The organism is Halorubrum sp. CBA1229 (genome assembly GCF_003721435.2).
Classification (GTDB): Archaea; Halobacteriota; Halobacteria; order Halobacteriales; family Haloferacaceae; genus Halorubrum.
Window position 1 is genome coordinate 1,795,301 of record NZ_CP054585.1, and the last position, 26,355, is coordinate 1,821,655.

Annotated in this window: 27 protein-coding genes and 1 pseudogene; 11 read left to right on the forward strand and 17 right to left on the reverse strand. The window is 70.5% G+C overall.

Annotated elements, in window-relative coordinates:
* Nucleotides 1-48: 48 nt before the first annotated feature.
* Both Hrr1229_RS08900 and Hrr1229_RS08905 read right to left on the reverse strand, forming a co-directional pair.
* Nucleotides 49-2,316 (reverse strand): CDC48 family AAA ATPase, encoded by a 2,268-nt coding sequence (locus Hrr1229_RS08900; RefSeq protein WP_123113233.1) that lies wholly within the window; start codon nt 2,314-2,316, stop codon nt 49-51.
* Entirely contained in the window at nt 2,313-2,624 is a 312-nt protein-coding gene (locus tag Hrr1229_RS08905) for an Hsp20/alpha crystallin family protein (protein ID WP_123113232.1), read from the reverse strand. The genes Hrr1229_RS08900 and Hrr1229_RS08905 overlap by 4 nt, the downstream gene beginning before the upstream one ends.
* A 190-nt stretch (nt 2,625-2,814) precedes the next feature.
* On the opposite strand from Hrr1229_RS08905, the gene Hrr1229_RS08910 reads away from it, so the two are divergent.
* The 4 genes from Hrr1229_RS08910 (at nt 2,815) to Hrr1229_RS08925 (ending at nt 6,865) form a co-directional block, all read left to right on the forward strand.
* Nucleotides 2,815-3,600: an alpha/beta hydrolase gene (locus Hrr1229_RS08910; RefSeq protein WP_123113231.1), complete on the forward strand. Its 786-nt coding sequence runs from the start codon at nt 2,815-2,817 to the stop codon at nt 3,598-3,600.
* Between the two features lie 368 nt (nt 3,601-3,968).
* Entirely contained in the window at nt 3,969-4,706 is a 738-nt protein-coding gene (locus tag Hrr1229_RS08915) for a DUF2391 domain-containing protein (RefSeq protein WP_123113230.1), read from the forward strand.
* A gap of 65 nt (nt 4,707-4,771) precedes the next feature.
* Nucleotides 4,772-5,188 carry an Hsp20/alpha crystallin family protein gene (locus Hrr1229_RS08920; RefSeq protein WP_123113229.1) on the forward strand — a complete coding sequence of 139 codons (417 nt, stop codon included), beginning with the start codon at nt 4,772-4,774 and terminating at the stop codon, nt 5,186-5,188.
* A gap of 3 nt (nt 5,189-5,191) precedes the next feature.
* The gene (locus Hrr1229_RS08925) at nt 5,192-6,865 is read left to right on the forward strand and encodes an AarF/ABC1/UbiB kinase family protein (RefSeq protein WP_123113228.1); all 1,674 of its coding nucleotides are present in this window, start codon (nt 5,192-5,194) and stop codon (nt 6,863-6,865) included.
* An 18-nt stretch (nt 6,866-6,883) separates the two neighbouring features.
* Here Hrr1229_RS08925 and Hrr1229_RS08930 read toward each other — a convergent pair whose 3' ends face one another.
* The 3 genes from Hrr1229_RS08930 to Hrr1229_RS08940 form a co-directional block, all read right to left on the reverse strand.
* Complete coding sequence (locus tag Hrr1229_RS08930) at nt 6,884-8,035, reverse strand: site-2 protease family protein (protein ID WP_123113227.1); 1,152 nt, start codon at nt 8,033-8,035, stop codon at nt 6,884-6,886.
* 255 nt (nt 8,036-8,290) lie between these two features.
* Nucleotides 8,291-8,551, reverse strand: coding sequence for a hypothetical protein (locus Hrr1229_RS08935; RefSeq protein WP_123113226.1), 261 nt, complete (start codon nt 8,549-8,551; stop codon nt 8,291-8,293).
* A gap of 463 nt (nt 8,552-9,014) precedes the next feature.
* A complete protein-coding gene (locus Hrr1229_RS08940) occupies nt 9,015-9,866 on the reverse strand; it encodes a molybdopterin synthase (RefSeq protein WP_123113225.1) in 852 nt (283 codons plus the stop codon).
* Nucleotides 9,867-10,040: 174 nt separating this feature from the next.
* On the opposite strand from Hrr1229_RS08940, the gene pyrH reads away from it, so the two are divergent.
* The 4 genes and pseudogenes from pyrH to Hrr1229_RS08960 form a co-directional block, all read left to right on the forward strand.
* Nucleotides 10,041-10,766 (forward strand): UMP kinase, encoded by a 726-nt coding sequence (pyrH, locus tag Hrr1229_RS08945; RefSeq protein WP_123113224.1) that lies wholly within the window; start codon nt 10,041-10,043, stop codon nt 10,764-10,766.
* Entirely contained in the window at nt 10,763-12,532 is a 1,770-nt protein-coding gene (gene lysS / locus Hrr1229_RS08950) for a lysine--tRNA ligase (RefSeq protein WP_123113223.1), read from the forward strand. Before pyrH ends, lysS begins: the two co-directional genes overlap by 4 nt.
* Nucleotides 12,533-12,823, forward strand: coding sequence for a hypothetical protein (locus Hrr1229_RS08955; RefSeq protein ID WP_123113222.1), 291 nt, complete (start codon nt 12,533-12,535; stop codon nt 12,821-12,823).
* A gap of 74 nt (nt 12,824-12,897) precedes the next feature.
* Nucleotides 12,898-13,812: pseudogene (locus Hrr1229_RS08960) on the forward strand (HAMP domain-containing sensor histidine kinase); the annotation flags it as partial.
* Between the two features lie 154 nt (nt 13,813-13,966).
* Here the strand turns inward: Hrr1229_RS08960 and Hrr1229_RS18170 are convergent.
* From Hrr1229_RS18170 to Hrr1229_RS08975, 4 genes are all read right to left on the reverse strand, one after another.
* Nucleotides 13,967-14,101, reverse strand: a complete 135-nt coding sequence (locus Hrr1229_RS18170; protein ID WP_004047153.1) for a hypothetical protein — start codon at nt 14,099-14,101, stop codon at nt 13,967-13,969.
* 92 nt (nt 14,102-14,193) lie between these two features.
* Nucleotides 14,194-14,487, reverse strand: coding sequence for a DUF5808 domain-containing protein (locus Hrr1229_RS08965; RefSeq protein ID WP_123113220.1), 294 nt, complete (start codon nt 14,485-14,487; stop codon nt 14,194-14,196).
* A 104-nt stretch (nt 14,488-14,591) separates the two neighbouring features.
* Complete coding sequence (locus Hrr1229_RS08970; protein WP_123113219.1) at nt 14,592-16,331, reverse strand: bifunctional N(6)-L-threonylcarbamoyladenine synthase/serine/threonine protein kinase; 1,740 nt, start codon at nt 16,329-16,331, stop codon at nt 14,592-14,594.
* Between the two features lie 11 nt (nt 16,332-16,342).
* Complete coding sequence (locus tag Hrr1229_RS08975) at nt 16,343-16,651, reverse strand: 30S ribosomal protein S24e (RefSeq protein ID WP_123113218.1); 309 nt, start codon at nt 16,649-16,651, stop codon at nt 16,343-16,345.
* Between the two features lie 158 nt (nt 16,652-16,809).
* Here Hrr1229_RS08975 and Hrr1229_RS08980 point away from each other — a divergent pair, with 158 nt between their 5' ends.
* Nucleotides 16,810-17,397, forward strand: a complete 588-nt coding sequence (locus Hrr1229_RS08980; RefSeq protein WP_123113217.1) for a hypothetical protein — start codon at nt 16,810-16,812, stop codon at nt 17,395-17,397.
* A gap of 47 nt (nt 17,398-17,444) precedes the next feature.
* Here the strand turns inward: Hrr1229_RS08980 and Hrr1229_RS08985 are convergent, their stop codons facing one another.
* The 5 genes from Hrr1229_RS08985 to Hrr1229_RS09005 form a co-directional block, all read right to left on the reverse strand.
* Complete coding sequence (locus tag Hrr1229_RS08985) at nt 17,445-18,023, reverse strand: DUF359 domain-containing protein (RefSeq protein WP_123113216.1); 579 nt, start codon at nt 18,021-18,023, stop codon at nt 17,445-17,447.
* Between the two features lie 36 nt (nt 18,024-18,059).
* Nucleotides 18,060-18,257 carry a transcription elongation factor subunit Spt4 gene (gene spt4, locus Hrr1229_RS08990; protein ID WP_008001262.1) on the reverse strand — a complete coding sequence of 66 codons (198 nt, stop codon included), beginning with the start codon at nt 18,255-18,257 and terminating at the stop codon, nt 18,060-18,062.
* Nucleotides 18,257-18,832, reverse strand: coding sequence for a DNA-directed RNA polymerase (locus tag Hrr1229_RS08995; protein ID WP_123113215.1), 576 nt, complete (start codon nt 18,830-18,832; stop codon nt 18,257-18,259). The genes spt4 and Hrr1229_RS08995 overlap by 1 nt, the downstream gene beginning before the upstream one ends.
* 21 nt (nt 18,833-18,853) lie before the next feature.
* On the reverse strand, nt 18,854-19,201 hold the full coding sequence (locus Hrr1229_RS09000) for a DUF188 domain-containing protein (protein ID WP_321169506.1): 348 nt from the start codon (nt 19,199-19,201) through the stop codon (nt 18,854-18,856).
* A 100-nt stretch (nt 19,202-19,301) separates the two neighbouring features.
* On the reverse strand, nt 19,302-20,546 hold the full coding sequence (locus tag Hrr1229_RS09005) for a translation initiation factor IF-2 subunit gamma (RefSeq protein ID WP_123113213.1): 1,245 nt from the start codon (nt 20,544-20,546) through the stop codon (nt 19,302-19,304).
* Nucleotides 20,547-21,112: 566 nt separating this feature from the next.
* On the opposite strand from Hrr1229_RS09005, the gene Hrr1229_RS09010 reads away from it, so the two are divergent.
* Together Hrr1229_RS09010 and Hrr1229_RS09015 are read left to right on the forward strand one after the other, a co-directional pair.
* Complete coding sequence (locus Hrr1229_RS09010; RefSeq protein ID WP_123113212.1) at nt 21,113-21,592, forward strand: DUF5810 domain-containing protein; 480 nt, start codon at nt 21,113-21,115, stop codon at nt 21,590-21,592.
* A gap of 36 nt (nt 21,593-21,628) precedes the next feature.
* The gene (locus tag Hrr1229_RS09015) at nt 21,629-22,066 is read left to right on the forward strand and encodes a DUF5809 family protein (protein ID WP_123113211.1); all 438 of its coding nucleotides are present in this window, start codon (nt 21,629-21,631) and stop codon (nt 22,064-22,066) included.
* 197 nt (nt 22,067-22,263) lie between these two features.
* On the opposite strand, the gene icd is transcribed toward Hrr1229_RS09015, so the two are convergent.
* The 3 genes from icd to Hrr1229_RS09030 all read right to left on the reverse strand — a co-directional run bounded on the left by icd (nt 22,264) and on the right by Hrr1229_RS09030 (nt 26,228).
* Nucleotides 22,264-23,526, reverse strand: coding sequence for an isocitrate dehydrogenase (NADP(+)) (gene icd, locus Hrr1229_RS09020; protein WP_123113210.1), 1,263 nt, complete (start codon nt 23,524-23,526; stop codon nt 22,264-22,266).
* 87 nt (nt 23,527-23,613) lie between these two features.
* Nucleotides 23,614-24,564, reverse strand: a complete 951-nt coding sequence (locus tag Hrr1229_RS09025) for a glycosyltransferase (RefSeq protein ID WP_123113209.1) — start codon at nt 24,562-24,564, stop codon at nt 23,614-23,616.
* Between the two features lie 80 nt (nt 24,565-24,644).
* Nucleotides 24,645-26,228, reverse strand: coding sequence for an HTTM domain-containing protein (locus Hrr1229_RS09030; protein WP_123113208.1), 1,584 nt, complete (start codon nt 26,226-26,228; stop codon nt 24,645-24,647).
* Nucleotides 26,229-26,355: the final 127 nt, after the last annotated feature.

Consider the following 26,355-nt stretch of genomic DNA (forward strand, 5'->3'; position numbering starts at 1 on the left):
GCCGACGCCCGGTCCGGGCCTTACCGGAACGCCGCGCCGATCCGGGCCTTACTGGAACGCCGCGCCGGGCTCGGCGTCGGTGCGGTCGACCTCCGACCGCTTGAACTGCTTTTCGATCTCCTCGTAGCGCTCCCGCGTCTCGGGGGTGACGCTCGGGTTCACCTCGTCGAGCGCGTTCTCGAAGTGCTGCATCGTCACGCGGACGTTGCCGACGGACTCGCCGACCTCCTCGCGCGAGACGCTGCCGATGAACTCCCGGGAGGCGTTCATCGACGCCTCGCGGGCCACCGCCTCGAGGTCGGCCCCGACGTACCCGTCCGTCTTCCGGGCGAGCGCGTCGAGGTCGACGTCGTCGGCCAGCGGCTTGTCCCGGGTGTGGACCTCCAGGATCTTCCGCCGGGCCTCCTCGTCCGGCACGGGCACGTGCACGTGGCGGTCCAGGCGGCCGGGCCGGAGCAGCGCCGAGTCGATGAGGTCCGGGCGGTTCGTCGTCGCGATGACGACCACGTCCTCCAGCGACTCGAGCCCGTCGAGCTCCGTCAGCAGCTGGGAGACGACGCGTTCGCCGACGCCGGAGTCGCCGGAGTTCTTGCCGCGCTCGGTCGCGATCGAGTCGATCTCGTCGAAGAACACGATCGTCGGCGCGTTCTCGCGGGCCTTGCTGAACACCTCGCGGACGCCCTTCTCGGACTCGCCCACGTACTTGTTCAGCAGCTCCGGACCCTTGATCGAGATGAAGTTCGACTCCGCCTCGTTGGCGACGGCCTTCGCGAGCAGGGTCTTCCCCGTGCCCGGCGGGCCGTACATCAGGACGCCCTTGGCGGCCTGCATGTCGAGCTCCTCGAACACCTCGGGGTACTCCAGCGGCCACTGGATCGTCTCGCGGAGCCGCTCTTTGGTCCCCTCCAGACCGCCGACCTGGTCCCAGGAGACGTCCGGGACCTCGACGAACACCTCGCGGAGCGCGGAAGGTTCGATGCCCTTCATCGCCTCCTTGAAGTCGCTCTCGGTGACCTGGATGGAGTTCAGGACGTCGGCGTCGATCTCGTCGCTCTCCAAGTCGAGCTCGGGCCGGATCCGGCGCAGCGCGTGCATCGCGGACTCCTTCGCGAGCGACTCGAGGTCGGCCCCGACGAAGCCGTGGGTGTTCTCCGCGTACTCGTCTAAGTCGATCCCGTCAACGAGCGGCATGTTCCGCGTGTGGACCTGCAGGATCTCCTTGCGGCCGTCGCGGTCGGGGACGCCGACCTCGATCTCGCGGTCGAAGCGCCCGCCGCGCCGGAGCGCGGGGTCGATGGCGTCGACGCGGTTCGTCGCCCCGATGACGACGACCTCGCCGCGCTCCTCTAACCCGTCCATCAGCGAGAGCAGCTGGGCCACGACGCGCCGTTCGACGTCGCCGCCGGCCTCCTCCCGTTTAGGCGCGATCGAGTCGAGCTCGTCCATGAAGATGATCGAGGGCGCCTCCTCCGAGGCCTCCTCGAAGATCTCGCGGAGCTGCTCCTCGCTCTCGCCGTAGTACTTCGACATGATCTCCGGGCCGGAGATGTTGTGGAAGCTGGCGTCGATCTCGTTGGCGACGGCCTTCGCGATCAGCGTCTTCCCCGTGCCCGGCGGACCGTGGAGCAGGACGCCCTTCGGCGGGTCGATGCCGAGCCGCTTGAACAGCTCCGGGTGCCGCATCGGCAGCTCGATCATCTCGCGGACCTGCTCGAGCTCGCTGTCGAGCCCGCCGATGTCCTCGTAGGCGACGTCCGGGCCCTCGCTGGCTCCCTCGCCGCTTCCGCTCCGCTCGGCGAGCTCCTCGGCGGGGACCTCGGAGATCTCGATCTCGGTGTCGTCGGTGATGACGACCGTCCCCGACGGGGTGGTCGAGGCGACCTTCATCGGCACCGCCTGCGACTGGCCGCCCATCAGGCCGAAGCCCATCGACGTGCGGATCGTCTGGCCCTCGGTCACCGGCTGGCCGGAGAGCTTGTCGCGGATGAACGGGGCGATCTGCCCGCGCACGCGGAGCTGGCTCGGGAAGGCGATCGTGACGGACTCCGCGCGGGAGACGTCGACCGATTCGACGGTCACGCGGTCGTCGATCCCGACGCCCGCCTCCTGGCGGAGCCGCCCGTCGATGCGCACGACGCCGCTTCCGTCGTCCTCGGGGTAGCCGGGCCAGACGCGGGCGATCGCGGCCCCGTCCGAGCCCTCGACGCGGACGATGTCGCCGCCGGAGAGCCCGAGCTCCTCGGCCGCGACGCGGTCGATCGCCGCGAGGCGGCGCCCGGCGTCCTTCTGCTTGAGGGGTCTGACGGTGAGCTTCATCGCTCGCCCTCCGTCGTGTCGTCCTCAGTCACGTCGTCCTCGGCCGTGTCGTCCTCAATCGTGCCGCCTTCGACCGTGATCACGCCGTTCGCGACCGCGGTCGACGCGGCCGGCCCCGGCAGTTCGAACTCCGACTCGACCGGCTCGCCGTCGCCCTCGACGACGACGATCGCCGTCTCGCCGACCGCGTCGACGCTCACGTTTGCGGCGTCGGCGCCCAGATCGGCGGCGACGATCCACCCGTCCTCGTACTCGAACCGGCGGAGCAGCGGACCGTCGCCGGTCGATCGGGTCTGTTGGTGATTCATGCTAACTACAAGTTAGGCGCGAGAGTATTTAAACTAATCGCTAAAAATCGCATGACGTGAGATTTCACGGGGCGCATCGGTGGTGTTGCGGTTCGGGGTCGTCGAGGGCCGGATCCGGTCGCTGCTCCTCCCGGCGCGGCGGCCGGCGAGGCCGCCGGACGTTTATAAACTCCCGCCCGGGAGGAGGAGTATGAAGCGGGTCACCCACGACGGCCGCGACACCGCGTACCGGGTCTCCGACCGCGGCGGCGACGGCCCGACGGTGTGTTTCGTCCACGGGAGCGGCGGGAGCAAGGACGTCTGGAAGGCGCAGGCGCGCCTGAGCGATCGGTTCCCGACCGTCGCGCTTGACCTGTCCGGACACGGCGACAGCGACGACGTGGAGACGCCGGCCGGGCCCGCGACGCTCGACGCCTACGCGGACGACGTCGTCGCGGTGGCCGCGGAGACCGGCGCGACGGTCCTCTGTGGCAACTCGCTCGGCGGCGCCGTGGCACTGCGGGTCGCCTTGGACCGCGACCGGGACCTCGACGGACTCGTCCTCGCGGGCACGGGCGCGAAGCTCGCGGTCGCCGAGCCGCTGTTGGACGCGCTCGCGACCGACTTCGACCGGTCGATCGACCTGCTCCACCAGCCCGACCGCCTCTTCCACGACCCGCCCGCGGAGTACGTCGAGCTCTCGCGCGCCGGCATGCGGGAGTGCGGCCGCGCCGTCACCGAGCGCGACTTCCGGACCTGCCACGCGTTCGACGTCCGCGACCGCTTGGACGAGGTCGCGGCGCCGTCGCTCGCGGTCGTCGGCGAGCACGACGCGCTCACCCCGCCGGAGTACCACGACTACCTCGCGGACGAAATCGACGACTGCGAGCGCGCGACGGTCGAGGGCGCCGCGCACCTCGCGATGCTCGAACGCCCCGCGGCGTTCAACGCGGTGCTCTCGACGTTCCTCGCGTGCCGCTCGGAGGGATCAGGGTAGCGACCGGCAGGGCCGGGCCCGCTGACCAGGGGGTCGAATCCGCGATCGGCGCGCCCGGAGTCGACGGTGGCGGGGCGTGGAGTTCGGGTCGAGGGGGGACGCCCCGCACCGGAACGAGTGGATCGGACAGTTATAGTCGCGCGGTACCGCTCGACGGTCGATGACTGGATATCTGGTCCTCGATGTCGTCGGTACTCACCTCGTGGTACGTGTTACCACCCAACGATATATAAACGATTCGCCGCTTCGACGGGACCTCGGCGGTCCCGTCGTGGCGCTGCCCGCCGAACCCCGACCGCGCCGCCCATCGAAACGCGGTCATGTCGCCGCCGATACGCTTTTGCGACGCCCACGCCGACCGATCGCCCATGGACGGCGACGACTCGGGACGACGGTCCGTCGGATCGGGTCCGCCTTCCGACGCGGACCGGGCGGCGAGCCGGGTCGACGACGGCGGGGAAGGAACTCCCGCGAACGGCCCCCACGGTCCCGAGAACCCCGACATCAACGACCTGCTCGCGAAGCTCGACGCCCTGAGCGACACCGTCGACGAGGGACACGAGCGCGAGAAGGTGCGCCAGACCATCTCGCTCGTTGAGCGGATGCCCGGCAGTTCGGCGTTCAGGACTCGGATCACGAAGTACACCTCCCGGGACATGGCCGAGGCGTTCGTCGGTGCGGTGCTCTTCGCGCTCCCGCTGCTCGTCGAGGGCGGCGTCTTCGAGATCGCGGCGTGGTTCGCCGCGGTGCGGCCGGGCGGCGTTCCCGTCTTCCTCCTCGCTCACGTGGGGTTCGTGCTGGTCATGACCGCCGGACTGCTGTACTTCGCGGACTTCCGGCAGATCGAGATCAGTCACCCGATCCTCGGGGTCATCCCGCGCCGGTACGCGGGGATACTTCTCGTCTCGCTTTGCACGTCCGTGTTCATGCTGCTCCTCTGGGGACGCCTCCACGAGGGGGACCCGTCGTCGCTCGAGCGCGTCTCGCGCGTGGCGGTGGTCTGGGCCGGGGGCGCGTTCGGTGCGAGCCTCGGCGACATCCTCCCGGGCGAGTCGCAGGGGGCGGACATCAACGACCTCGACTTGGACTTCGACCGCAGGGACTGACTCGCCGACCGTCGTCGACTCCCCCTTTCCACACCTTTTTCGCCGCGGCGACCGTACTCGTGTACATGTCAGCGTTACGTGACGCGCTCCGGGACCTCCCGGACGCGGTGTTCGCGGATCTGCTCGAGTCGGACGACGGGTACGTCCTCGTCGTCGACCTCCCCGGCGCGACCGCGGAGACGACTGAGGTCCTCGCCGAGGACGGTCGGATCGTCATCGAGGGGCGCCGCGACAAGAGCGTTCCCGAGGGGTTCCGCTACGTCAGCGAGGACCGACCCCTGTTCCTCGACGCGGAGCTCCCGCTCCCGGGCGACGCCGACGGGAGCGGGGCGGACGCCGAGATCGACCGCGGGGTGCTCGAGGTCACGATCCCGAAGCGGACCGGCGACGTCTCCCGGACCATCCCGGTCGACGACGCCGACGAGGGCGATGCCGACAACGGGGGCGCCGCCGACGGCTCCGCCGACGAAACCGACGCCTGACGGGTGATCACGCTGGTCAACCTTCGCGCCTACTGGCGGTTCTTCGTGGTTATCCGGCGGTTCTCGCCGCTGATCGTCGCCTACTGGCGGGACCGGAAGCGCTTCCTCCTCTTCGGCGGCGGCCGCGACGTCGACGCGGAGACCCAGCGCGAGCGCGCCGCGGTCCTCCTCGATATCCTGCTCACCCTCGGTCCGACGTTCATCAAGCTCGGGCAGATCCTCTCGACCCGGCCGGACATCCTCCCCCCGGCGTACATCGACGTGTTAGAGGGGCTCCAAGACGACGTGCCGCCGGCCCCGTGGGAGGAGTCGAAGGTCGTCCTCGAAGACGAGTTCGGCCCCGTCGACGAGACGTTCGACGACTTCGACCGCGACCCGATAAGCGGCGCGAGCCTCGGGCAGGTGTACACCGCCCGCTACGAGGGGAACGACGTCGCCGTGAAGGTCCGCCGACCGGGGATCGAGTCGCTCGTCGAGGCCGACCTCCGGACGATCCGCTGGTCGATCCCCATCGTCAGGCGGTTCATCGGCAGCGGCCGGGCGTTCTCGCTGGAGAATCTCGCCGACGAGTTCGCGAAGACGATCCGCGAGGAGATGGACTACAAGCGCGAGCGCGAGATGCTCGAGGAGATCCGCGGCAACTTCGAGGGCAACGACCGGATCCGGATCCCGACCGCCTACGAGGAGGTGTCCGGTCCCCGCGTGCTCACGATGCAGTACATCCCGGGAGTGAAGATCAACCGGATCGACGAGCTCGACGAGGCTGGGTTCGACCGCAACGCTATCGCCGAGACGCTCCAAGAGGTGTACCTCCAGATGATCATCGACGACGGCGTGTTCCACGCCGACCCGCACCCCGGAAACCTCGCCGTCGACGACGACGGCGCCGTGATCTTCTACGATTTCGGGATGTCCGGGCGCGTGGACCCGTTCATTCAGGAGAAGATCGTCGAGTTCTACGTCGCCGTGGCCCGACAGGACATCGACAGCATCCTCGACACGCTGATCGACATGGGGACGCTCTCGCCGGAGGCCGACCGCGAGGTGATGGGCAACGTGATGGAACTCGCTATCGCCGACGCCAGCGGCGAGGATATCGAGCAGTACCAGGTGAACCAGATCATCGAGCAGGTGGAGTCGACCATCTACGAGTTCCCTCTTCGGCTCCCGCCGAACCTCGCGCTCGTGTTGCGCGTCGCGACCGTCGTCGAGGGGGTCTGCGTCACCCTCGACCCCGAGTTCGACTTCATCTCGACGGCGACGGAGTACCTGAGAGACGAGGGGTACTACGAGCAGACCGCCCGCGACCTCGCCGAGGACGCCGGCCGCCAGGTCCAGCGCACCACGGAGGCGCTGTTCACGGTCCCGCCGAAGGCCGACGACTTCCTCGAACGGGCGAACCGCGGCGACCTCCACGTCGATGTCACGATCGAGGACGACTCGAACGTCCTCGACAAGCTCGCGATGCGGATCGCCTACTCGGTGCTGCTCGCGGTGGGCGTCCTCTCCGCGACGATCCTCTACTCGTTCGCCGACGCGTGGCGGCTCGCGGGGATCGTCCTCCTCTTGGCGGTCCCGCTCGCGATCGCGCTCTACCGTTCGTTCCGGAAGAAGCGCGGCCTCCGGACCACGCCTCAGTTCACCAGACAGGGGATGAAACAGCGGCGCGAGGACTAGCCCCGGGTCGCCCGGCGATCAGCCGGAGATGACCTGAATCGGGACGAGGAGGAAGCAGAGCGCCCCGAGCGCGAACGTCGCGAGGCCGACGGCGAGCCGCGGCCAGCCGATCCACTCCTCGTCCGCCGGGTTCGCCGGGCCGTTGAAGGCGATCACGAGCGCGAACACGCCCCAGAACCCCCACAGCCCGACCGACTCGTCGATCCCGAGGCCGCGCCAGAAGTAGAGGTACGCGGCGATCGAGAAGAGCGCGCCGGGGACGAGCGCCGCGATCGTCTCCTGTCGCGGGCCGACCATCGCGCGGACGATGTGGCCGCCGTCGAGCTGGCCGACGGGCAGGAGGTTCAGAAGGGTGAAGAACATCCCGACCCAGCCGCCGATCACCACCGGGTGCGCCGTGAGGCGCGGGTCCTCGTACCCGGTCGGCTGGCCGATGAGGCCGGCGATGATGTCCAGCAGCGGCGGGTTGTTGAAGCGGATCATCGTCCCCGAGGCGTTCGCGAGCTCCGCCGGGACGCGGATCGGGTCGAGCGAGAGGCCGATGACGGTGACGACCACGGTCGCGACGAGCCCCGCGATCGGCCCGGCGGCGCCGATATCGAACAGCACCTTCCGGGAGGGCATCCGCCCGCGCATCCGGATCACCGCCCCGAGCGTGCCGAACGGGAAGACGAACGGGATGACGTACGGGAGCGAGACGCTGACCCCGTGGTACCGGCCGGCGGCGTAGTGCCCGAGCTCGTGGGTCATCAGGACGCCGAGCACGGCCGCGGTGAACGGCCACGCCCGCAGCATCGTCAACGGGTTCGCGGCGATCTCCTCCCAGCCGACGTAGTACCACCCGTACGCGCCGACGAACAGGGTGGTACACACCGTCGCCGCGAACAGGGCGACGTTGAGCCACGGGACCCCCTCGCGTCCCTGACTGAAGGGGGTCGCGACGACGACGTGACCGTCGCCGTCGGCCTCGAGGTCGACGTCGTAGCCGGCGTCCCGGAACGGCGGGACCAGCTTCCGAAGCAGGGTGCGCTCCGGGACGTACGACTCGCCGACGTACCGGATGCGCCCGTCCTCCCGACGGATCTCGTCCACTCGGAAGAACGTCCGCAGCGGCTCCGGACGCGGGGCGTCGGACCCCGCCGACGGCTCCCCGTCCTCGTGTTCTGACATCGTCGGTCGTAACTGGTCGGCGAGTATAAACCCCGCGTCGCCGGGGAACGCGGCACCCGAGGGTCGCCGCGGCCGGACGCGCTGTCGATTCCGCGAACGCCGCCGGCCGGCGCTGCTCGTCGGCGGAGCGGTTCGGAGAACGCCGACCCCCGGCGGGGGACGCGTTCACGGAGAGAAAGCGGGGACGCGCGAGAGCGCGTGGTTTCTCGTCGTCAGACGGGATGGACGGTCGGTATCAGATCGGATCGACGCTCGTCAGGCGGGCTCGATGCGCCAGGTCGTCGCGCCCGTGTACGACCACTTCTCGACGGTGAGCTCCGTCGCGGAGTCGCGGAGCTTCACCATCAGGGCGCCGATCTCCTTCGGCGAGAGGTCGACGTCGTCGGCGATGAACTTCCCCTTGAAATACATCTCGCCGTCCTCGGCGCGGTCGAGCAGGTACCGCTTCAGCCGCTCTTCCTTGCTGAGGTCGTCGGTGGGGTTCGCGTTCGCGGAGGGATTCGCAGTCGCGCTCATGGTACACTCCCTGCTTGTCCCCGGAGGATGTTATAAAGGTGAGACCGTTGGACGGTGTTCAGTGGCTTTCATGGCGTTTCAGGCCGACCTCGGGTGCTAAAACGTGTCTGACGGACTGTTTACAAACGTTTTAGATCGCCGCAGAAGTTTTATAATCCGTTTTGAAACGTTTACGGTGCGAGGAGATCTCCGCCCCGTATTCCGGTTCGGCGAACGCGTCGGCGGCGAATGATCAAGAATTTGTTGCCGGTAAACGACCGATCGGCCGCCGTTCATCGGTCGGTGCGCGCGCGAGGCGGTGCCGATTTGCTTCCCGATCGCCCGCGTCGTACCGCGTGTCGATCCCGTTTCCGGGGCGGTGCGACCCGCGTCCGCGAAGGGACACGGGGCGGAGTCAGCATAATACAACGTGGAGCCTCCGACCTCAAGGAGCGAGCAGAGCGAGCGAGTCGGGTGGGGTAGTTTACTCGCGCCGGTGGACCCAGAACTCCTCCGCCTCGGTGGCCTCCTTCTTGAAGATCGGCACCTCGTCTTTCAGCCGGTCGATCCCGTCCTCGACGGTCCGGAACGCCTCCCGTCGGTGCCCCGCTAGGACGACGACGAAGACGATGTCCTCGCCCGCCTCGATCACGCCCGTCCGGTGGTGCATCCGGACGTCGAACACGCCGTCGCGCTCGGTCAGCTCGGCCGCGACGGCGTCCATGCGCTCCGCGGCGACGCCCTCGTACTTCTCGAAGGCCAGGTGGGTGGTGCGGTCGTCGTCCGGCGCGTCGCGCGCCCGGACCCGCCCGGTGAACGTCGCGATCGCGCCCGCGCGGTCCGCGTTCGCCGACGCCTCGACGCGTCGCACGAGAGCCTCGCGCGTGATCCAGGGCTCGGCGGCATCGAGGTCGGCGACGAGCCGGTCGAGGTCGACGTCCGCAGGCGCGTCCGCCGCCGCGATCACCGTTCCGGGCACGTCCTCCCGGTCCGCGTCCGTCCCGAGCAGGACCGTCGGCACGCGCAGCCGGGAGTCGCCGACGGCGACGAGGTAGTCGTGGTCGGGCGCGAGCCCGTCGAGGAACGCGTCGAGGCCGTCGACGCTCCCGCGGCCGGTCCACTCGCCGTCCGCTCCGAGGCTCACCGCGGTGTCGGCGTCGGTGCGGTCAGCCGGCGCCTCGACTGCGACGCCGCCGTCGGTGGCCTCGTCGCTCGCGTGCGCCTCGCCGAGATCGTCGCTCGCGCGGTTCACGACGGCGATTCGCCCGTCGAGCCGGTCGGCGAGCGCCGCCGCCAGGTCCGGCGCGCCGGGGCCCACGATCGATATCGGTTGCATACCCGAGGGCGGGGTGCGAGCGGCTTAGGCGTTTCCCGCCGACGCCGTCGGTGGCCCGGTTCGTCCGCGATCGCGGCGGCCGGGGACTCGGGGCGTCCTCGACCGGGACGGCTCGGGCCTCGGGCCGTCCGGGCTTGATAATCCTTAAGAGCGCGACAGGGGTATGCGACGGTAATGAGAGTCGTCGTTTCTATCGGCGGGAGCGTGCTCGCGCCCGATCTCGACCCCGACCGGGTGGCCGCGTACGCCGAAGCGATCGAGCGGATCGCCGCCGACGGCTGCGAGGTCGGGGTCGTCGTCGGCGGCGGGGGCGTCGCGCGCGACTACATCGAGACGGCGCGCGACCTCGGCGCCAACGAGGTCGAGCTCGACCAGCTCGGCATCGGCACCACCCGGCTCAACGCCCGCCTGCTGATCGCCGCGCTCGACGGCCGCGCGAACCTCTCGCCGGCGACGGGGTACGACGAGGCGGCCGCAGCCCTCCGGCGGGGCGAGGTGTCGGTGATGGGCGGCGTTACCCCCGGACAGACGACCGACGCGGTCGCCGCCGCCTTCGCCGAGTCCGTCGACGCCGACCTGCTCGTGTACGCGACGAGCGCGAACGGCGTGTACGACGCCGACCCCAACGTCGACCCGGACGCGACGCAGTTTGGCTCGATGTCACCGGCCGAGCTCGTCGACATCGTGCTCCCGATGAGTCGGAATGCCGGCGCCTCGGCCCCGGTGGACCTGCTCGCGGCCAAGCTGATCGACCGGGCGGGGATCCGCTCCATCGTCCTCGACGGCACGGAGCCGAACGCCGTCGTCGACGCCGTCCTCCGCGGCGAGCACACCGGGACCGACGTGGTCCCGACGGGAACCGACGAGCCGACCTACTGGACGGGGGCGAGCGACGCGTGAGCGCCGACCGCGACGCTGACGCCGGCGAGGACGATGCCGCCGGTCCGCCAGACGACTCCCCGCACATCCTCTCCGAGCAGGCGCGGGACGCCGCGGGCGCCGCGGGAGCGGACGAGGACGCCGCCGACGGCGACGACCGAGGGGCCGGCGACGCCGGCTTCCGCGCCTTCTGGGCCGATGTGATCGCCGACGAGATCGAGGCCCGAGACCCCGACGAGCCGATCGTGATCAAGGGCGGCGTCTCCCCGTCGGGGGTCGCGCACCTCGGCAACTTCAACGAGATCATGCGTGGGTACTTCGTCGCCGCGGTGCTGCGCGAGCGCGGCCGCGAGGTCCGGCAGGTGTTCACCTCCGACGACAAGGACCCCCTCCGGAAGCTCCCGCGGAAGCTGGCGAACGCCGACGGCGAGATCGTCGGTCTCGGCGAGGTCGACGCGGGCGCGCTCGGCCGCAACCTCGGGAAGCCGTACACCGCGATCCCGGACCCGTTCGGCGAGCGCGAGTCGTACGCGGCCCACTTCGCCGCCCTCCTGCAGGCGGACGCCGAGCGACTGGGGGTCCCGGTCGAGATGATCTCGAACACCGAGCTGTACGCGGACGGCGACTTCGACGACGCGACCCGAACGGTCCTCTCCGACCTCGATGGCGTCCGCGAGGTGCTCTCCGAGTACCAAGACAAGGTCGACGACGAGTACGTCCCCTTTAACCCGGTCTGCGCGGAGTGCGGCAAGGTCACGGAGACGGTCACGGCGGTCGACCTCGAGGCGGAGACCGTCGACTACGCCTGCACCGACATGGAGGTCGGCGACGAGGTGATCGAGGGCTGCGGCCACGAAGGGACCGCGACGTTCCGCGAGGGGAAGCTCCCGTGGCGCTTGGAGTGGCCCGGCCAGTGGGACGTGCTCGGCGTCGACTTCGAGCCGTTCGGCAAGGACCACGCGGAGGGGTCCTGGCCGTCCGGCGTCGACGTCGCGCGCAACGTCTTCGGCATCGAACCGCCCGTTCCGATGGTGTACGAGTGGTTCACGCTCAACGGGGAGCCGCTCTCCTCGTCCGCGGGCAACGTCGTCACCGTGCCGGAACTGCTCGAACTGCTCGAACCCGAGGTGCTCCGGTACTTCTTCGCGCTCCACCCGAAAAAGGCTCGCGACCTCGACATCGAGCGGCTCGACCAGCTCGTCGACCGGTTCGACCGCTTCGAGCGCGCGTACTTCGGCGAGGTCGACGACGAGGACCTGACCGCCTTCGCCGAGCGCGCCTACCCGTTCGTCGTTGGTCGCGCCGACGACCCGCCGACGGAGAAGCCGGTCCGGCTCCCGTACACGTTCGCGGCCGTCCTCGGCATGGTCGACGACCCCGACTTCCGCGAGCGGCTCGCCCGCGACGAGGGCCACATCCCCGAAGACGCCTCCTCGGAGGTCGTCGAGGCCGCGCTCGCCCGCGTCGAGAAGGCGCGGAACTGGGCCGAGCGCACCGGCAACGAGTACGACTACCGGCTCCAGACCGACCTGCCGGACGCCGAGTTCGACGACGACGTGGCCGCCGCGCTCGACGACCTCGCCGACTTCGTCGCCGCGGGCAACGACGGTGACGCGATCCAGGCGGAGATGTACGAGACGGCGCGCGCACACGACGTCGACGTCGGCGACTTCTTCGCGGCCGGCTACCGGCTCTTCTTCGACGACACGCAGGGGCCGCGCCTCGGCGAGTTCCTCGGCGAACTGGAGCGCGACTACGTCGTGGCGCGGCTCCGACGGGAGGCGTAGATGTCCGAGGACCGCTCGCTGGACGAGTTCGCCGTCGGCTCGGAGGCCGGCGGGGGGCGGGACGACGCCGACGAGACGGTCGACGGCGGGGGGCGGGACAACGCCGACGAGACGGTCGACGGCGGGGACGACGCGGTCGACGGTGTCGACGAACCGGTCAACGCCGACTCGGCGGTCCCGACCGCCACATGGACGACCGGCGGCGCCGCCTGCGACCGGTGCGGCGAGCGGGCCGCGCGGCGGTGGTTCGCCGGCGGCGACCTCGTTTGCGCCGCCTGCAAGGAGTGGTGACCGCGATTAGATTTAATACCCCCCGCGCGGTCGTTACTTACGAGTAAAACTCCCTGAGGTTTTAGATCGTTAACATGAAATTTTCTATCGACCGACTCTACGGCCGCTCGCCCCGCGCGCTCGTGGTCGGCTTCCTCTGTGTGGGGGCGCTGTTGGTCGTGGCGGTCGACGTGGCGGTCGCCGCCGCCGGCGACGCGACCGCGTGGGCCCCGACTCACCTCGCGAGCGGCTGGGCGGTCGTCGGCGTCTCGTCGGTGTTCTTCCACGGCGCGTTGACTTACCACCGCCGGCGCGCGGAGACGGCGCGCCGAGAGCTCGAAACGTCGAACCAGCAGCTGCAGGTGCTGAGCCGGGTGTTCCGGCACAACGTCCGCAACGACCTCAACGTCATCCGCGGGTACGCGGACCTGCTCGCCGAGCGGGTCGACGACGACCGGAGCCGCGAGTGCCTAGAGACGATCCGGGAGACGACCGACGACGTAGTCGAGATCAGCGAGAAGCTGCGCGTCATCGAGGAGGCGTCGCTCGAACGGCCCGAGGAGCGGATCGACCTGGTCGAGGCGGCCCGAGAGGCGGCCGCGGAGGTCGACGGGTCGGACGTGACGGTCACGATGGAGACGCCCGCGGAGGCGTGGATCCGCGCGGACCGCTCCGTCGAGTACCCGATCCGAGAGGTGTTCGAGAACGCGGTCACCCACAACGACGGAGCGACTCGGCGGGTCGACGCGCGGATCGTGGAGAACGGGACCACCACCCGCTTGGAGGTCAGGGACAACGGGCCGGGGATCCCCGAAGACGAGCGAGCGGTGTTGCGGGCCGAACGGGAGACGCCGCTCTCGCACGCGAGCAGTATCGGCCTCTGGCTCGTCAAGTGGATGTGCGAGACGCAGGGCGGGACGGTCGGCTTCGAGACGACCGACGACGGAACGACGGTCCGGCTGCGGTTCGAATCCGCGGCAGCTGAGACGCCTCCGGCGGAGTCGGCAAGGCGGCGGGGTGACTCCGGGGACCGGGCGGCCGACGCCGCGGAGCGTCGAGACGACGCCGGAACGCGCCGCAGTGACACCGAACAAACCGGGAGGAGCACCGAGGAGGACAGGGAGAGCGCCGAGGGACGCCGAAGCGGCGCCGCGGGGGACCCGACTAGTCGAGCTCGGTGATCGTCACCGCGTACACGGCCCCGCAGTTTCCGCACTCGACGTGAACGCCGCGGCTCGTCTGTCCGCGCGTGAACTCGGAGATCTCCTCCGAACAGGAGCATTCGAACTGGACTTTCATTATTCCGATTACGGGGGTTTGGTATTTAAAACGCCGCGTCTCGAAATCGATCGTGAGAACCGGGCGTCGTCGCTGCCGCGGTCGCGGCGCGGTCAGTCGTCGTCGACGATCACTTCGACGGGGCCGTCGTCCGCCTCCGCGTCGGCGTCGCCGGCGTCGCCGGCCGCGCCGGACTGTTTCTGCTGGTAGTAGAGCCCGCCGGCGACCGCGAGGACGACCCACGACCGCCAGTTGGCGAGGTTCAGCGTGTAGCCGATGCCGAACGGCTTCTCGACGAGCATCCCCTTGCCGGGCTGCCAGTACGACGACAGCAGGCGGCCGAGGCTCGGCCGCTCGAAGTTGTACGGGATCCCGAGTATCTCTCCCGAGGACGGTTTGTCTGCCATACAGGCATATCGCCCGCCGGGGATATAAATCGTGGCGGGACCGAGCGTCTGCGCCCGCGTCAGCCGCCGGTCAGGGCGACCGGGGCCGGAGAGCGCCGTCCGGGCTACCGATACCGCCCGCGCCCTTCGACGTCCCGCAGCCGGTCGAGGACGTCGTCATCGCCGACCTCGGCGTAGCCTGCCTCGAACGCCTCGATCAACGGGGTCGGGTCGGTCGCCGTCGCGCGGACGGACCCCTCGAACACGTGGAGGTCCATCGCGTGGTCCTCGACGTGACCGGTGTGATACGCGAGCCCGAAGTCGATGAGCGTCGTCAGGGCGTCGTCGTCACCCACGTTTTCCTCGGCCGATCTGCCCGCGGTCGAGCCGTCCGCGGCCGACGCCGCTATCCGGACGTTCCGCGTCGTCGGGTCCCCGTGGACGATCCCCGCGCCGTGGAGCCGCGCGAGGTGGCGGCCGACGGCGGCGGTCCACCGCTCGCCGAGGGCGGCGGCGAGGTCGCGGTCGCCGACGTGCTGGAGCGTCAGCGTCGCCGCCGGCACGTCGACGTCGTACACCATCGGCGTCGGGACGCCCGCTCGCCGCGCCTCGCTCGTCAGCCGCGCCTCGGCGACGGTCCGATCCCGACGGAGCGCCCGGTCCAGCTCGGGGTGACGGTACCGCTTGGGCACCCGGCGCTTGATCACGCGGCGGGCGTCCCCGACGGCGCCTCCGGCGTCGGCGGTCGCGATTTCCACGGTCGCCTCCGCGCCGCGCCGATCGCCGGTCCCGTCGCCGTCCCGCTCCCCTCTCTCCCACCCGTCGTCTCCCCGCCCGCGGGCGACCGACGCGTCGCCGTCGCGCCACGTCACGGGCACCTGGTCCGGCCGGAAGTCCGGGTCGATCGCCGACTCGGCGACCGACAGCGTGTCGCCCGCCGCGGCCATCTTCGCGCCCAGCACGGCGATCATTCCCGCGTTGTCGCGGAGGAACCGCGGCTCGGGCGCGTGGAAGTCGGCGCCGCGGGCCGCGCACATCGTCTCCAGCATCTCGCGGAGCCGGTCGTTCTGCGCGACGCCGCCGCCGAGGACGAGCTCGTCCGCGCCGGTCAGCGAGAGCGCCCGCTCCGACACCTCCGTCAGCATCGCGAACACGTGCTCTTGGAGCGCGAAGCAGATCTCCTCGACCGGGACCCCGTCGTCGTACGCGTCGTTGGCGGCGGAGCTAATGCCGGAGAAGGAGAAGTCCATCCCCTTGACGACGTACGGCAGGTCGACCAGATCGGCGTCGGGGTCGCGCTCGGCGGCCGCCTCCGCGGCCGCGGCCTCCACTTTGGGCCCGCCGGGGTGGTCCCACCCGATGTGGCGCGTGAACTTGTCGATCGCGTTGCCGACGCCCGCGTCCATCGTCTCGCCGAGCACGCGGTAGCGACCGTCGTGGTAGCCGAGCAGGTGCGCGTTCGCGCCGGAGGCGTTCAGACACACCGGATTCTCGAACCCTGACCGGTGGCGACCGATCTCCAGGTGCGCCACCATGTGATTGACGCCGACGAGGGGGACGTCGAGCGTCCCCGCGAGCGCCCGCGCGGCCGTGCCGACGGTCCGGAGACAGGGGCCGAGCCCCGGTCCCTTCGAGAAGGCGACGGCGTCGATCGCGTCCGGGCCGTGTTCGGCCTCGGCGGCGGTCAGGACCGCGTCGACGACCTCGGGGATCGCCTCGGACATGTGTTCGGCGGCCTCGCGCGGGTGAATGCCGCCGCTGTCCGGCTCGTACGGGTCAGATTCGATGAAAACGGAGTCGGCCTCGGCGTCGTACAGCGCGGCGCTCGCGCACCACGCGGTCCCCTCGATGCCGAGAACGCGCATCCGGCGCGGCGTCAGGCCTCTTCGGCGTCCGCGTCGGCTTCGTCGCCGATCTTGTTGCGTTCGAGCATGTACTCCTGTTCGACGTCGAGCGCGTCCTCGGCGGTGTCGTACACCTTCGCGTAGCCGACCGTCTTGCGCATGCCGAACTTCGTGTCCAGCTCGTGGACGACGACCTCCTCGGAGGCCTTGTCGAGCTTGGCCGCGAGCGAGTCGCGGACCGACAGGCGGGAGGGCGTCGCCTCCTCGTGCGTCGTCTCGAATCGAATGTCCGTGCGGTGCAACATCGGGTTCTCCTCCTCGGAGATGATATCGACGTCCATGGTTCAGTTACGCGTATATCCCCTCGAAAGCTGTAAAAGGATTTCGAAGCGGGGGTGCGGCCGGAATTGCCCCCCTCACGGCCGCGATCTCAGTTCCGTCGCTCCCGGCACCTCATCGGAGACACGATTTAGTCCGGGCGGGACCAACCGCCGATCGGATGCCCGGTGACACGGACCCGTTCGTCGAGCCCGCGGAGCGGACCCGATACGACCTGATGCGATCGAAACACGTCATCGTCCCGCTGTCCCTCCGGCGGAAGCTGCACCTGTGCGGTCTCCTCGCGCTGCTGGCAGCGCTTGTTGGACCGATCGTGGCGACGCTCCCGGCAGCCGTCCGAGAGACGTACTTCGCGGGAGACCCGATGACGACTCGACTCGGAGCCGCCGCGGCCGTCCTCGTCGGTACCGTCGCTCTGGCGGCCGCGGTCGCCGGGCTCACCGCCGTCGGGGTGTCCCTCGACCGCCGTCCGGATCCGCCGGAGTCGAGCGTCTGGACCCTGATCGCCGCCGAGGACGCGGCCTCGGCGTTCGGGTTTATCACCGGGTCGCTTGGCGTCGTCTCGGGCGCCGCGCTCCTCGTGAGCGGCCACTGGGGGATCGATGCGGTCCGGCGACTGAACGAGTTCGGGGTCCAGCCGTACCTCCCCTACGAGGTCTTCCCGGCCACGCCGCGGCTCGCGTCTCTCGCCGGGCTCGTCGTCGGCCTCGGTGCCCTCGCGTCGAGCCTGTACGTCGGCTCGCCGTGAGTCGGCTCAGAAGCGGCTCGGCCGGGCTCGGCGCGCCCGGTCGCCGGTCACCGGCGGTCCTCGGGGAGTCGACCGAGCGCCTCGTAGGCCGCCTCGACATCGCCGTCGAGCGCCTCGAACAACTCCCGCGCCTCCGCGCGGGACTCCGGCGTGACCGCGACACGGACCATCCCCTCTCCGGGCTGGCCGTAGACGACGCTCGCGCCGTCGGGCGCGGCGAGGATCGCCGGCAGTGCGGCTAGGTCCTCCTCGCCCGTCACCTCGATGATGACCGGGTCAGCGTCGTCGAGCGCCTCGGCGAGCGCCTCGAGGAGTTCCGCTGACAGCGACGCCGCGGGGTTCTCCACGGGGATTCGGCGGTCGTCCGCGGCCGCGAGTCCGGACTCGATCCGCGCGTCGACCGCCTCGCGCTCGGTCTTGCCGTCGATCAGCGCGACGTCGGGGACGCGGCCCGCCTCCCGCAGGTGGTACGTGACCACGTCGCCCACCGCGATGATCGGGGCCTCGGGCGCGGCCCGCTCGCCGCGGGTCTCCGCCGCGGCCGCGAGCAGCTCGTCGGCGTCCGTCGTCACCGGGCCGAGCGGCTCCTTGAACGCGTCGCGCATGGAGTTCGGAAGCGTGAGCATGAATGGGGTGTCGGACTGTGAGCGGCGTCGACGTCGCTATCGGACCTTCAGCGCGTACGACCCGGCCTTCGTGACGTTCATCTCCTCGGCGATCTGGCTCTCCTCGGGCTTCGTGATGATGACGTAGCCCGCCCAGTCCTCCGTCAGCGACGACGACCCGCAGTGCTCGCAGGTCTGCGAGTCGGGGTCGTTGACGTGGTGGCACTCACGGCAGGCGAGGCGGTCCTCTGCCATCAGTCGGCCTCCTCACTGGTCTGCTCGCGGTGGAGCCGCTTCCCCTCCAGCCACTCGTGTTTGCCGAGCCCCGGCTGCTTCGCCGTGAGCCCGATCTTCGAGTCGCGGGGGTTGCGCTCGTCGATGCTCTTCGTCACGACGCGGACCCGGACGGCGTCGTCCACGCCGAGGGTCTTGTCGGAGTCCGAGGAGGCGAGCTGCTGGTTCGCCCCGTCGAACGTGAGGTACTCGTCCGTGATCTGGGAGACGTGGAGGAGTCCGTCCACCGGGCCGATCCCGACGAAGGCGCCGAACTCGACGGTCTCGACGACCGTCCCGTCGGCGACCTCCTGCATGTCGGGGTCGTACGTCAGCGCGTCGAACTCGGCCTCGTAGTAGACGCCGGGGCGGTTGTGTAACACCGCGCCGTCGCCGATGTCGTGGACCTCGATGACGCTCACGACGCTGCCGACGTCCTCGTCCATTCGTCCTTCCAGTTTGTCCTGAAGCAGGGCTTTCACCCGCTCGTCGGTGACGTCCGCCAGGTGTTTCGGCGGCACCTCGACCGTATCCTTGAGTCGAACTCGTTTGTACATGTTCTTGGTTGTCCGCGTCCGCTAGGGTTCCGTTATCGCCAGTGTGTTCCGACCCCTTAAACCGATTACTGGTGCGCCCGCCTCCAGCACCCGGTTCGCCAGCGGTCGATCGTTCGTGACGACGCCGTCGACCCGGCCCTCGGTGACCAGCTCGACCAGCGCGTCGTCGGCGTACGATTCCGTCGTTTCCACCGCCTCCGCCCGCGCCGCGAGGTCCGCGCCCACGCTCGCCGCGGTCGCCTCCTCGCCGTTCCCGCCCTGCAGCCGGTCTAACTCCGACGTGACCGCGGTGGGAACGACCGCCTCGTACGCGCCGAGAAGTCGGTCGAGCTCCTCGAACAGCCGCAGGTTCGCCTCGACCGGCGCCATCAGCGCGCTCGCGTCGAGCGCGACGACCGGGGCGCCGTCGGGAGTGTCGCCCGCGAGGGCCTCGGTCGGGGCGTCGCCCGCGCGGGTCGAGTCGGTCACGTTACGAGAGCGTCCCGACGCCGATGAGCCGCCAGCGCGCGCCGACGCGCCGGTTGATCGCGATCTGCGCGCCCTCCTCGGCGCAGACGGGCCGCTTGAGGCTCACCTCGCACTCGCCGTCGCGCGCGCTCGTCACCGCGCCGACCGTCGTCGCGGTGCCGACCGTGAGCATCAGCGGCTCGCCCGTGCTGATCTCCTCGATGTCGCTCTCGCCGCTCTCGTCGTCCTCCTTGCCGACGACGCGGTCGAGGAGGTCGACCTGCATCTCGAACTCGTTGCGGGTCGGCGGGAGCGTGCCCGGCTCGCCGGCGACCTGGCCGGCGAGCGCGTCGCCCTTCGTCAGGCTCGGGTCGAGCCCCGTCCCGACGCCGAGGAGGCCCCCCGGTCGGGCGCTCTCGACGTCGTTGTTGCCGGCCTGCAGCGAGCGGACGGTCGTCTCGAGGGGCCGCCACTCCGTCTGGCCCTCCTCGTCGACCTCGCGGCCGGGGCGGATCTCCAGCCCGTCGCCGACGGAGAGCTCGCCGCTGACGAGCGAGCCGCCGACGACGCCGCCCTTGAGGTCCGCGGCGGTCGCGCCCGGCCGGTTGATGTCGAACGAGCGCGCCGCGTACATCCGTGCGTTCTCGCCGGGGTCGCGGTCGGGAGTCGGGATCTCCGTCTCGATCGCGTCGATGAGCAGGTCGAGGTTGACCTCCTGCTGGGCCGACACGGGGACGATCGGCGCGTCCTCCGCCACGGTGCCCTCGACGAACTCCTGGATCTGTTGATAGTTGTCGACCGCGCGGTCCCGGTCGACGAGGTCGACCTTGTTCTGCGCGATGACGACGTTCTCGATCCCGATCAGGTCGAGCGCCATCAGGTGCTCCTCCGTCTGCGCCTGCGGGACGTCCTCGGTCGCGCTCACGACCAGCACGGCGCCGTCCATGATCGAGGCGCCCGAGAGCATCGTCGCCATCAGCGTCTCGTGGCCCGGGGCGTCGACGAACGAGACCGTCCGGAGCGGCTCGCTCTCGGAGCCGTCCTCGCACTCCTCGTCGACGGTGTAACACTCGGGCGCGTCGACGCCCGGACAGCGCCGGAACGTCGCGTCCGCGTACCCCAGCCGGATCGAGATGCCGCGTTTCATTTCCTCGCTGTGCTGGTCGGTCCACGAGCCGGACAACGCCTGCACGAGCGTCGTCTTCCCGTGGTCGACGTGACCGACGAGACCGATGTTCACCTCCGGTTGTGTGTTGGCTTCAGTCACTGTTGGACCTCCTAACGGAGCAGTCTTACCGGAAATTCGCTCCGTGCGAGTGATAAAGTTGCTGTTATAGTGGCGGCAGGGAGTTCTCGCGGAACGTCCGAGCGCGACGACCCGAGACGGACACCCGAGCGCGACGGCGACGACCACTTATAAATCAGCGTGCGGTGCGGTGGCGCGTGCCTGCGAGGCCGCCTCGCGGCCGAGCCGCGAGGGACCGCAGGTCCCTCTGGAAGCCGGCGCTACGCGCCGGCGACAGCACGCGCGAGGGAGTCGGCCACTCGGAGCGAAGCGAAGAGTGGCCGACGAGGCTGGGGAGGTGTGAGGTGCGGTCGCTGTGGGGATGGGACTCAAAGGGGCGGCCGCGAGGACGAAGGCGCGGGAAGCACGGACCGCAGGGAGCGAGCACCGCGAGCGACTGAGGACCGCAGCGACCGCACCGAGTCCTCGCGGCCGGGGCTTTGGAGGTGTTCACCACCGGCCCGCAGTCATCCGTTTATAAACAAACGTCGTCAGCTCCGTATTCGTCCGACGCCGATTTACGCCTCACGCGCGAATCCGGGCACATAATGGGATACGCGTGCCCCGTCTGCGAGACCCCGCAGCGCGACGGCGAACACCTCGCGCACCACCTCGCGTTCACGGCGATGCTCCACGGCGACGACCACGAGGCGTGGCTCGACGAGCGCGTCCCCGACTGGAGCGACCGCGACCCCGACGGCCTCGCGGCCGAGGTGACCCCGCACGCCGACGACGCCGAGTACCACGAGGTGTTCGAGGACACCGTCGACCGCGGGCGCCCCGACGTCGACCTCGGCGACCACGACCACGCGGGACACAGTCACGGCGCTCCCGACGTTCCCGGGGCGCGAGGCGGCGTCGACGAGTCGGGCGCGACCGACCCGGAGACCGAGGCCGCGCTGCGCGAGGCCCGAGAGCTGACGCGGAAGATGTTCGAGGAGGACGAGGACAGCGAGAGCGACGATGCGGGGGACGCCGCCGGCAACGCTGCCGACGACGCCGACGACGCCGCCGACCCGTCCGCGTAACGGAACGCCCTTTTCAGTCGGCGCCGAACGCGACGTATGCACACCAGAGGGACGTTCGCTCCCGAGACCCGCGCCGACGCGCTCGAACGCTACGAGGAGGTCGGCCCGGTCGCGCAGGTCGTCGTCCGCGAGGCGACGAAGGCGATGGAGTTCGGCGCCGACGAGTACGACGACCGGGTCACCCCGGAGGTGATCCGGACCGCCCGCGACGCCACCTTCGCCGAGCTGCTCGCAGTTCACGTCGGCGACGAGAGCGAGTTCGACGCGTGGCTCGCCGACAGCGAGTTCGACGCGGACGACGTCGTCCGGATCGGCTCCGACAACGTCGACAACCTCGTCTGGCACCCGATCCCCTTCGCCGACACCGTGGTCGCGGCGACGTTCCAGGACGAGCCCGACGCGGCCGCGAGTACCCTCCGCCGGAACGCGTTCGGGCGCGTCTACCGCGAGGAGTTCTACGAGTCCGGGCGGTAGCTCGCTCGGCGCTACTCTTCCCGGCGCTGTCGCTCGGTGTCGGAGGAGAGCGCAATAAAAGAGGAGTCGAAGCCGAGAACGACGCTTACGCGAGCTTTTCGATGTCTCCGGCGTCAGCCGGAGGCCAGAGAAGCTGTCTACGACAGCTTCTCGATGTTCCCGGAAATCGAAGATTTTCGGGCGCTCGAAAAGCTCGCCTAGGCGAGCTTTTCGATGTTCTCGACGACGGCGTCGGCGAACTCGCTCGTCGCAAGCTTCTCGCCGCCCTCGATCTGGCGGTGCAGGTCGTAGGTGACCTTGCCGGAGGAGATGGTCTCCTCGACGGCCTCGCGCACGAGGTCGGCGGCGTCGGACCAGCCGAGGTAGTCGAGCATCTCGCGGCCGGAGAGGATCATCGCGGTGGGGTTCACCTTGTCCTCGCCGGCGTACTTCGGCGCGGAGCCGTGGACGGGCTCGGCGAGACAGCGACCGTGGCCGCGGTTGATGCCGGGCGCGATGCCGAGGCCGCCGATCTGCGCGCCGGCGGCGTCGGACATGTAGTCGCCGTTGAGGTTCATCGTCGCGATGACGGAGTACTCGTCGGTGCGGGTCAGCAGCTGCTGGAGCATGTTGTCCGCGATGCGGTCCTTGACGACGAGGGCGCCCTCGGGGCGCTCGCCGTCGTGCTCCTCCCAGAGCTGGTCCTCGGTGATGACGTCCTCGCCGTACTCCTCCTCGGCGACCTCGTAGCCCCAGTCGCGGAACGCGCCCTCGGTGAACTTCATGATGTTCCCCTTGTGGACGAGCGTGACCGAGTCGCGGTCGTTCGCGAGCGCGTAGTCGACCGCCTCGCGGATGAGGCGCTTCGAGCCGAACTCGGAGATGGGCTTGACGCCGATACCGACGGGGCCGTCGTGGATGACGTCGGCGACGTCCATGTCCTGTTCGAGGAAGTCGCGTACCTGCTCGGACTCGTCGGTGCCGGCCTCCCACTCGATGCCGGCGTAGACGTCCTCGGTGTTCTCCCGGAAGGTGACCATGTCCATCTCCTCCGGGTTCTTGACGGGCGACGGGACGCCGTCGATGTAGTAGGTCGGGCGGACGTTCGCGTACAGGTCGAGCGTCTTCCGGAGCGCGACGTTCAGCGAGCGGAAGCCGGCGCCGACGGGAGTCGTCAGCGGCCCCTTGATCGCGACGCGGTGGTCGCGGATGGCCGAGACGGTGTCCTCGGGGAGGTTCTCGTCGTACATCTCCCGAGCACTGGAGCCCGCGTAGACGCGCATCCACGCGATGGACCGCCCGGTCGCCTCCGCGGCCGCGTCGAGTACCTGCTGTGCCGCCGGTCCGACGTCGGTGCCGATCCCGTCGCCGTGAATGATCGGGATGATGGGGTTCGACGGGACGTTCAGCTCGCCGGTCTCCTCGTCGGCGAGTGTGATCGCCTCGCCGTCGTCGGGGACGTCGACCTTATCGTAGCTCATGAACGTTCGTGGATTCTGGTGGTGGCTTAAAGTGCCTGCCGCTTTCGGCGTGAGCGCCGCTCTCGCAGGCTTTGCCGGTTCCGGCTCTCAGACCGGTTCGACGTCGACGTCGAACATCGACCGCCACCGGTAGCGCCGGCCGCCCCAGACGAACGTCCGTCGTGCGAGTGCGTACGCGAGGAAGACCGGCGAGACGATCACCGACGGGGCGGCGAGGAGGAACGTCGCCCGCCGGACCCCGAACAGCGCGTACGTCGCCCCCGAGAGCGCCGTGACGAACGCCGCTCCCGCGACCGGCGCGAGCAGGCACAGCGACGCGAGGGCGATCGAGAGCGCGACGTTGAACGCGGTCGCCAGCGGCGCGTGGCGGCGAGTGATCTGCAGGAACCGGACGAACCGCTCCAGCGACTCCCGCGCCGACCCGCCCGCGGCGACGGTCCGGGTGCGGTCGGCGGCGCTCACGTCGAGGTGCTCGGCCAGGGTCCCGTCGTCGCTGACGGTGCGGCGGAGGTCGGCGAGGAAGGCGTCCTCGTCGAGGTCGTCGCGCTCGAAGACGACCGCGCCGCCCCACGCGATCCCGCCCCGGGAGACCGCGAGCGTCCCGCCGATGACGTACGCCGGCTCGAAGAACCGCCCGAGCGGGTCCGCCCCGACGAACACGGGGACCTCCGTGGTCGGCCCCTGTCGCTCGTAGTCGGCGTTGAGGGTCGCGAGCCACTCCGGCGGATGCCTGAAGTCGTCGTCGGTCCAGACGATCCGGTCGCGTTCCGCCGCCGCCATGCCCGCGGCGATCGCGTTCGCCTTCCCGGAACAGCCATCGGGCTCGCCCGCGAGGACGACGCGGACCCCGTCGCCCTCCCCCTCGGCGCCGCTCTCACCGTCCCGGCGCTCGGCCACCGGGTCGTCGCCGGTGTCGCAGATCACCAACAACTCGTCGTCCTCGCCGAGCTGGGCGGCCACCTCCGAACACGCCTCGGTCCAGCGCACCGTCGGGAGGAGCACCGACGTCGGCGGGCGGGATCGCTCGCTCTCCGTCACGTCGATCGGTTCGGGAGGCGGACTGATAAGTGGTCAGTCGCCCGCGACTCACCTCGGTCGACACTCCCCCGTCCCGAGCCTCACCCCGGCCGACACTCCCGCGTTCCGAGTTCGTTGACTCGGGCCTCTCCGCCGTCGGTCACGTCGACCTCGACCATCGAGACGGTCACCGACGCGACCGGGTCGCCGCCGCCCCCCGCAGAGCGGTCGCAGAGGTGCGCGAGAAGCGGGTCGACGCGGCTCGGCGCCCCGTCGTCCGCCAACAGAGTGAGGTACTTCCGCCAGCGGGCGGTGGGGTACGCCCGCGCGTCCGACGGCGGCCGGTCGGCCGCGACGGGGTCGCCGTGCAGCGCGTCGAACGCGTCGCCGTCGGCGGTCGTCGCCGTCGCGAGCAGGAGCGCGTCCGTCGAGCTCGGGTCGGGCGCGAACATGTCCCAGCCGTGCTCGGCCGGGTCCGCCGTCGCCGCGACGGGCTCGGGCGCGTCGACGAGCCCGGCGGCCATCCCGTTCCACGCCAGCACCGACGCGAGCAGGACGACGGCGACGAGGGCGACGGCGCGCTCGCGGGTCGCCCGGTCCGCCCGATCCGTCCGGTCTGTCCGGTCTGCCCGGTCCGCGAGGTGCGGCCCGCCGGGGACCGACGCCGCCGCCCGCCGGAGCCGCCCGCTCGCCGAGCCGACGCCCTCCTCGACGCGGTCCCAGACGAACGACGGGAAAAAGGGGAGGAGGGCGGTCGCCGATATCAGCGGGAAGACGCCGAGCTGGAGCGTGAGCGTCATCGAGAGGTGCGCGGCGACGAGGCTCCCCGCGAGCGCCGCCCGGACGCGCCCGGCGGATACGACGAGCAGCGGCGACGCGACGAGCAGCGCGAGCCAGCCGTAGGTGGCGGCCGCGTACAGCGCCGGCGCCTCGGGGAGGAGTCCGCCGACCGGCCCGTGGAGGTACGTGAGCCGGAACACCTGTTCGACCGCTTCGCCGCGCGGCCAGGCCGTCCCCCGGAGCTTCTCGATCCCGTTCGCGACGTAGACCGCGACCACGACGGCCAACGGGAGCGCCGAGGCGGGCCCGACGAAGCGGTCGCTTCCCTGCTCTTGGCGGCCGGTCGTCCCGACTAGCGAAGCCCGGCGCCGGACGGCGTCGACCGACCACCGCGCGCCGAGCGGACAGAACAGCCCGGCCCCGAGCAGCTGCCAGAGCAGCTTGTCGCCCGCGTTGAGCACGAACGGGTTTCGCGCCTGCAGCGACGCGAGCAGGACCAGCGAGACCGCGGTCGCGAGCCGGGTCCGGTGGCCGACCGCGAGCGCGACGGCGGCGACCGCGGCGACGAGGAACAGCAGCGCGACGGGCCACGCCGCCCCCGAGAGCGCGTGCAGCGAGAGGCGAGCGGCGAGGGGGTACGTCTCGGCGAGCGCCGAGCGCGGGAACACCCCAGCGTCGGTATAAAAGGCCGTCAGGTTCCGGGCGCGCAGCCCGAGGTCGACGAGGAGCACGACCCCGAGCGCGACCCGGAACGCCGCCAGGGCGCGGCGGTCGATCCCGACGCGCGCCCCGACCGCGTTTCGGAGGCGGCGGCGGAGCGAGGGCCGCCCCGCGGGCTCCTCGTCGGTGCGCGGTTCGGGGTCCTCGGCGGGGGCGTCGGCTGTGCGTCCTCGGTGGTCGTCCACGACAGTGGCGACTCCCCGAGCGGCGGGAATAGTTCTTGCGGCGGCGGACCGGCTGCGGCCGACCGCGAGAGCCCCCCACCCGCTCGGCGGTATCGCCCGCCGCTTCCCGGGCGCTTATGCGGACGCC

What these genes read in the sequence shown, in the direction of transcription:
- Hrr1229_RS08900 (WP_123113233.1), bottom strand. Translation starts at nt 2,316, where the DNA reads ATGAAGCTCACCGTCAGACCCCTCAAGCAGAAGGACGCCGGGCGCCGC.
- Hrr1229_RS08905 (WP_123113232.1), bottom strand. Translation starts at nt 2,624, where the DNA reads ATGAATCACCAACAGACCCGATCGACCGGCGACGGTCCGCTGCTCCGC.
- Hrr1229_RS08910 (WP_123113231.1), top strand. Translation starts at nt 2,815, where the DNA reads ATGAAGCGGGTCACCCACGACGGCCGCGACACCGCGTACCGGGTCTCC.
- Hrr1229_RS08915 (WP_123113230.1), top strand. Translation starts at nt 3,969, where the DNA reads ATGGACGGCGACGACTCGGGACGACGGTCCGTCGGATCGGGTCCGCCT.
- Hrr1229_RS08920 (WP_123113229.1), top strand. Translation starts at nt 4,772, where the DNA reads ATGTCAGCGTTACGTGACGCGCTCCGGGACCTCCCGGACGCGGTGTTC.
- Hrr1229_RS08930 (WP_123113227.1), bottom strand. Translation starts at nt 8,035, where the DNA reads ATGTCAGAACACGAGGACGGGGAGCCGTCGGCGGGGTCCGACGCCCCG.
- Hrr1229_RS08935 (WP_123113226.1), bottom strand. Translation starts at nt 8,551, where the DNA reads ATGAGCGCGACTGCGAATCCCTCCGCGAACGCGAACCCCACCGACGAC.
- Hrr1229_RS08940 (WP_123113225.1), bottom strand. Translation starts at nt 9,866, where the DNA reads ATGCAACCGATATCGATCGTGGGCCCCGGCGCGCCGGACCTGGCGGCG.
- pyrH (WP_123113224.1), top strand. Translation starts at nt 10,041, where the DNA reads ATGAGAGTCGTCGTTTCTATCGGCGGGAGCGTGCTCGCGCCCGATCTC.
- Hrr1229_RS08955 (WP_123113222.1), top strand. Translation starts at nt 12,533, where the DNA reads ATGTCCGAGGACCGCTCGCTGGACGAGTTCGCCGTCGGCTCGGAGGCC.
- Hrr1229_RS18170 (WP_004047153.1), bottom strand. Translation starts at nt 14,101, where the DNA reads ATGAAAGTCCAGTTCGAATGCTCCTGTTCGGAGGAGATCTCCGAGTTC.
- Hrr1229_RS08965 (WP_123113220.1), bottom strand. Translation starts at nt 14,487, where the DNA reads ATGGCAGACAAACCGTCCTCGGGAGAGATACTCGGGATCCCGTACAAC.
- Hrr1229_RS08970 (WP_123113219.1), bottom strand. Translation starts at nt 16,331, where the DNA reads ATGCGCGTTCTCGGCATCGAGGGGACCGCGTGGTGCGCGAGCGCCGCG.
- Hrr1229_RS08975 (WP_123113218.1), bottom strand. Translation starts at nt 16,651, where the DNA reads ATGGACGTCGATATCATCTCCGAGGAGGAGAACCCGATGTTGCACCGC.
- Hrr1229_RS08980 (WP_123113217.1), top strand. Translation starts at nt 16,810, where the DNA reads ATGCCCGGTGACACGGACCCGTTCGTCGAGCCCGCGGAGCGGACCCGA.
- Hrr1229_RS08985 (WP_123113216.1), bottom strand. Translation starts at nt 18,023, where the DNA reads ATGCTCACGCTTCCGAACTCCATGCGCGACGCGTTCAAGGAGCCGCTC.
- spt4 (WP_008001262.1), bottom strand. Translation starts at nt 18,257, where the DNA reads ATGGCAGAGGACCGCCTCGCCTGCCGTGAGTGCCACCACGTCAACGAC.
- Hrr1229_RS08995 (WP_123113215.1), bottom strand. Translation starts at nt 18,832, where the DNA reads ATGTACAAACGAGTTCGACTCAAGGATACGGTCGAGGTGCCGCCGAAA.
- Hrr1229_RS09000 (WP_321169506.1), bottom strand. Translation starts at nt 19,201, where the DNA reads ATGGCGCCGGTCGAGGCGAACCTGCGGCTGTTCGAGGAGCTCGACCGA.
- Hrr1229_RS09010 (WP_123113212.1), top strand. Translation starts at nt 21,113, where the DNA reads ATGGGATACGCGTGCCCCGTCTGCGAGACCCCGCAGCGCGACGGCGAA.
- Hrr1229_RS09015 (WP_123113211.1), top strand. Translation starts at nt 21,629, where the DNA reads ATGCACACCAGAGGGACGTTCGCTCCCGAGACCCGCGCCGACGCGCTC.
- icd (WP_123113210.1), bottom strand. Translation starts at nt 23,526, where the DNA reads ATGAGCTACGATAAGGTCGACGTCCCCGACGACGGCGAGGCGATCACA.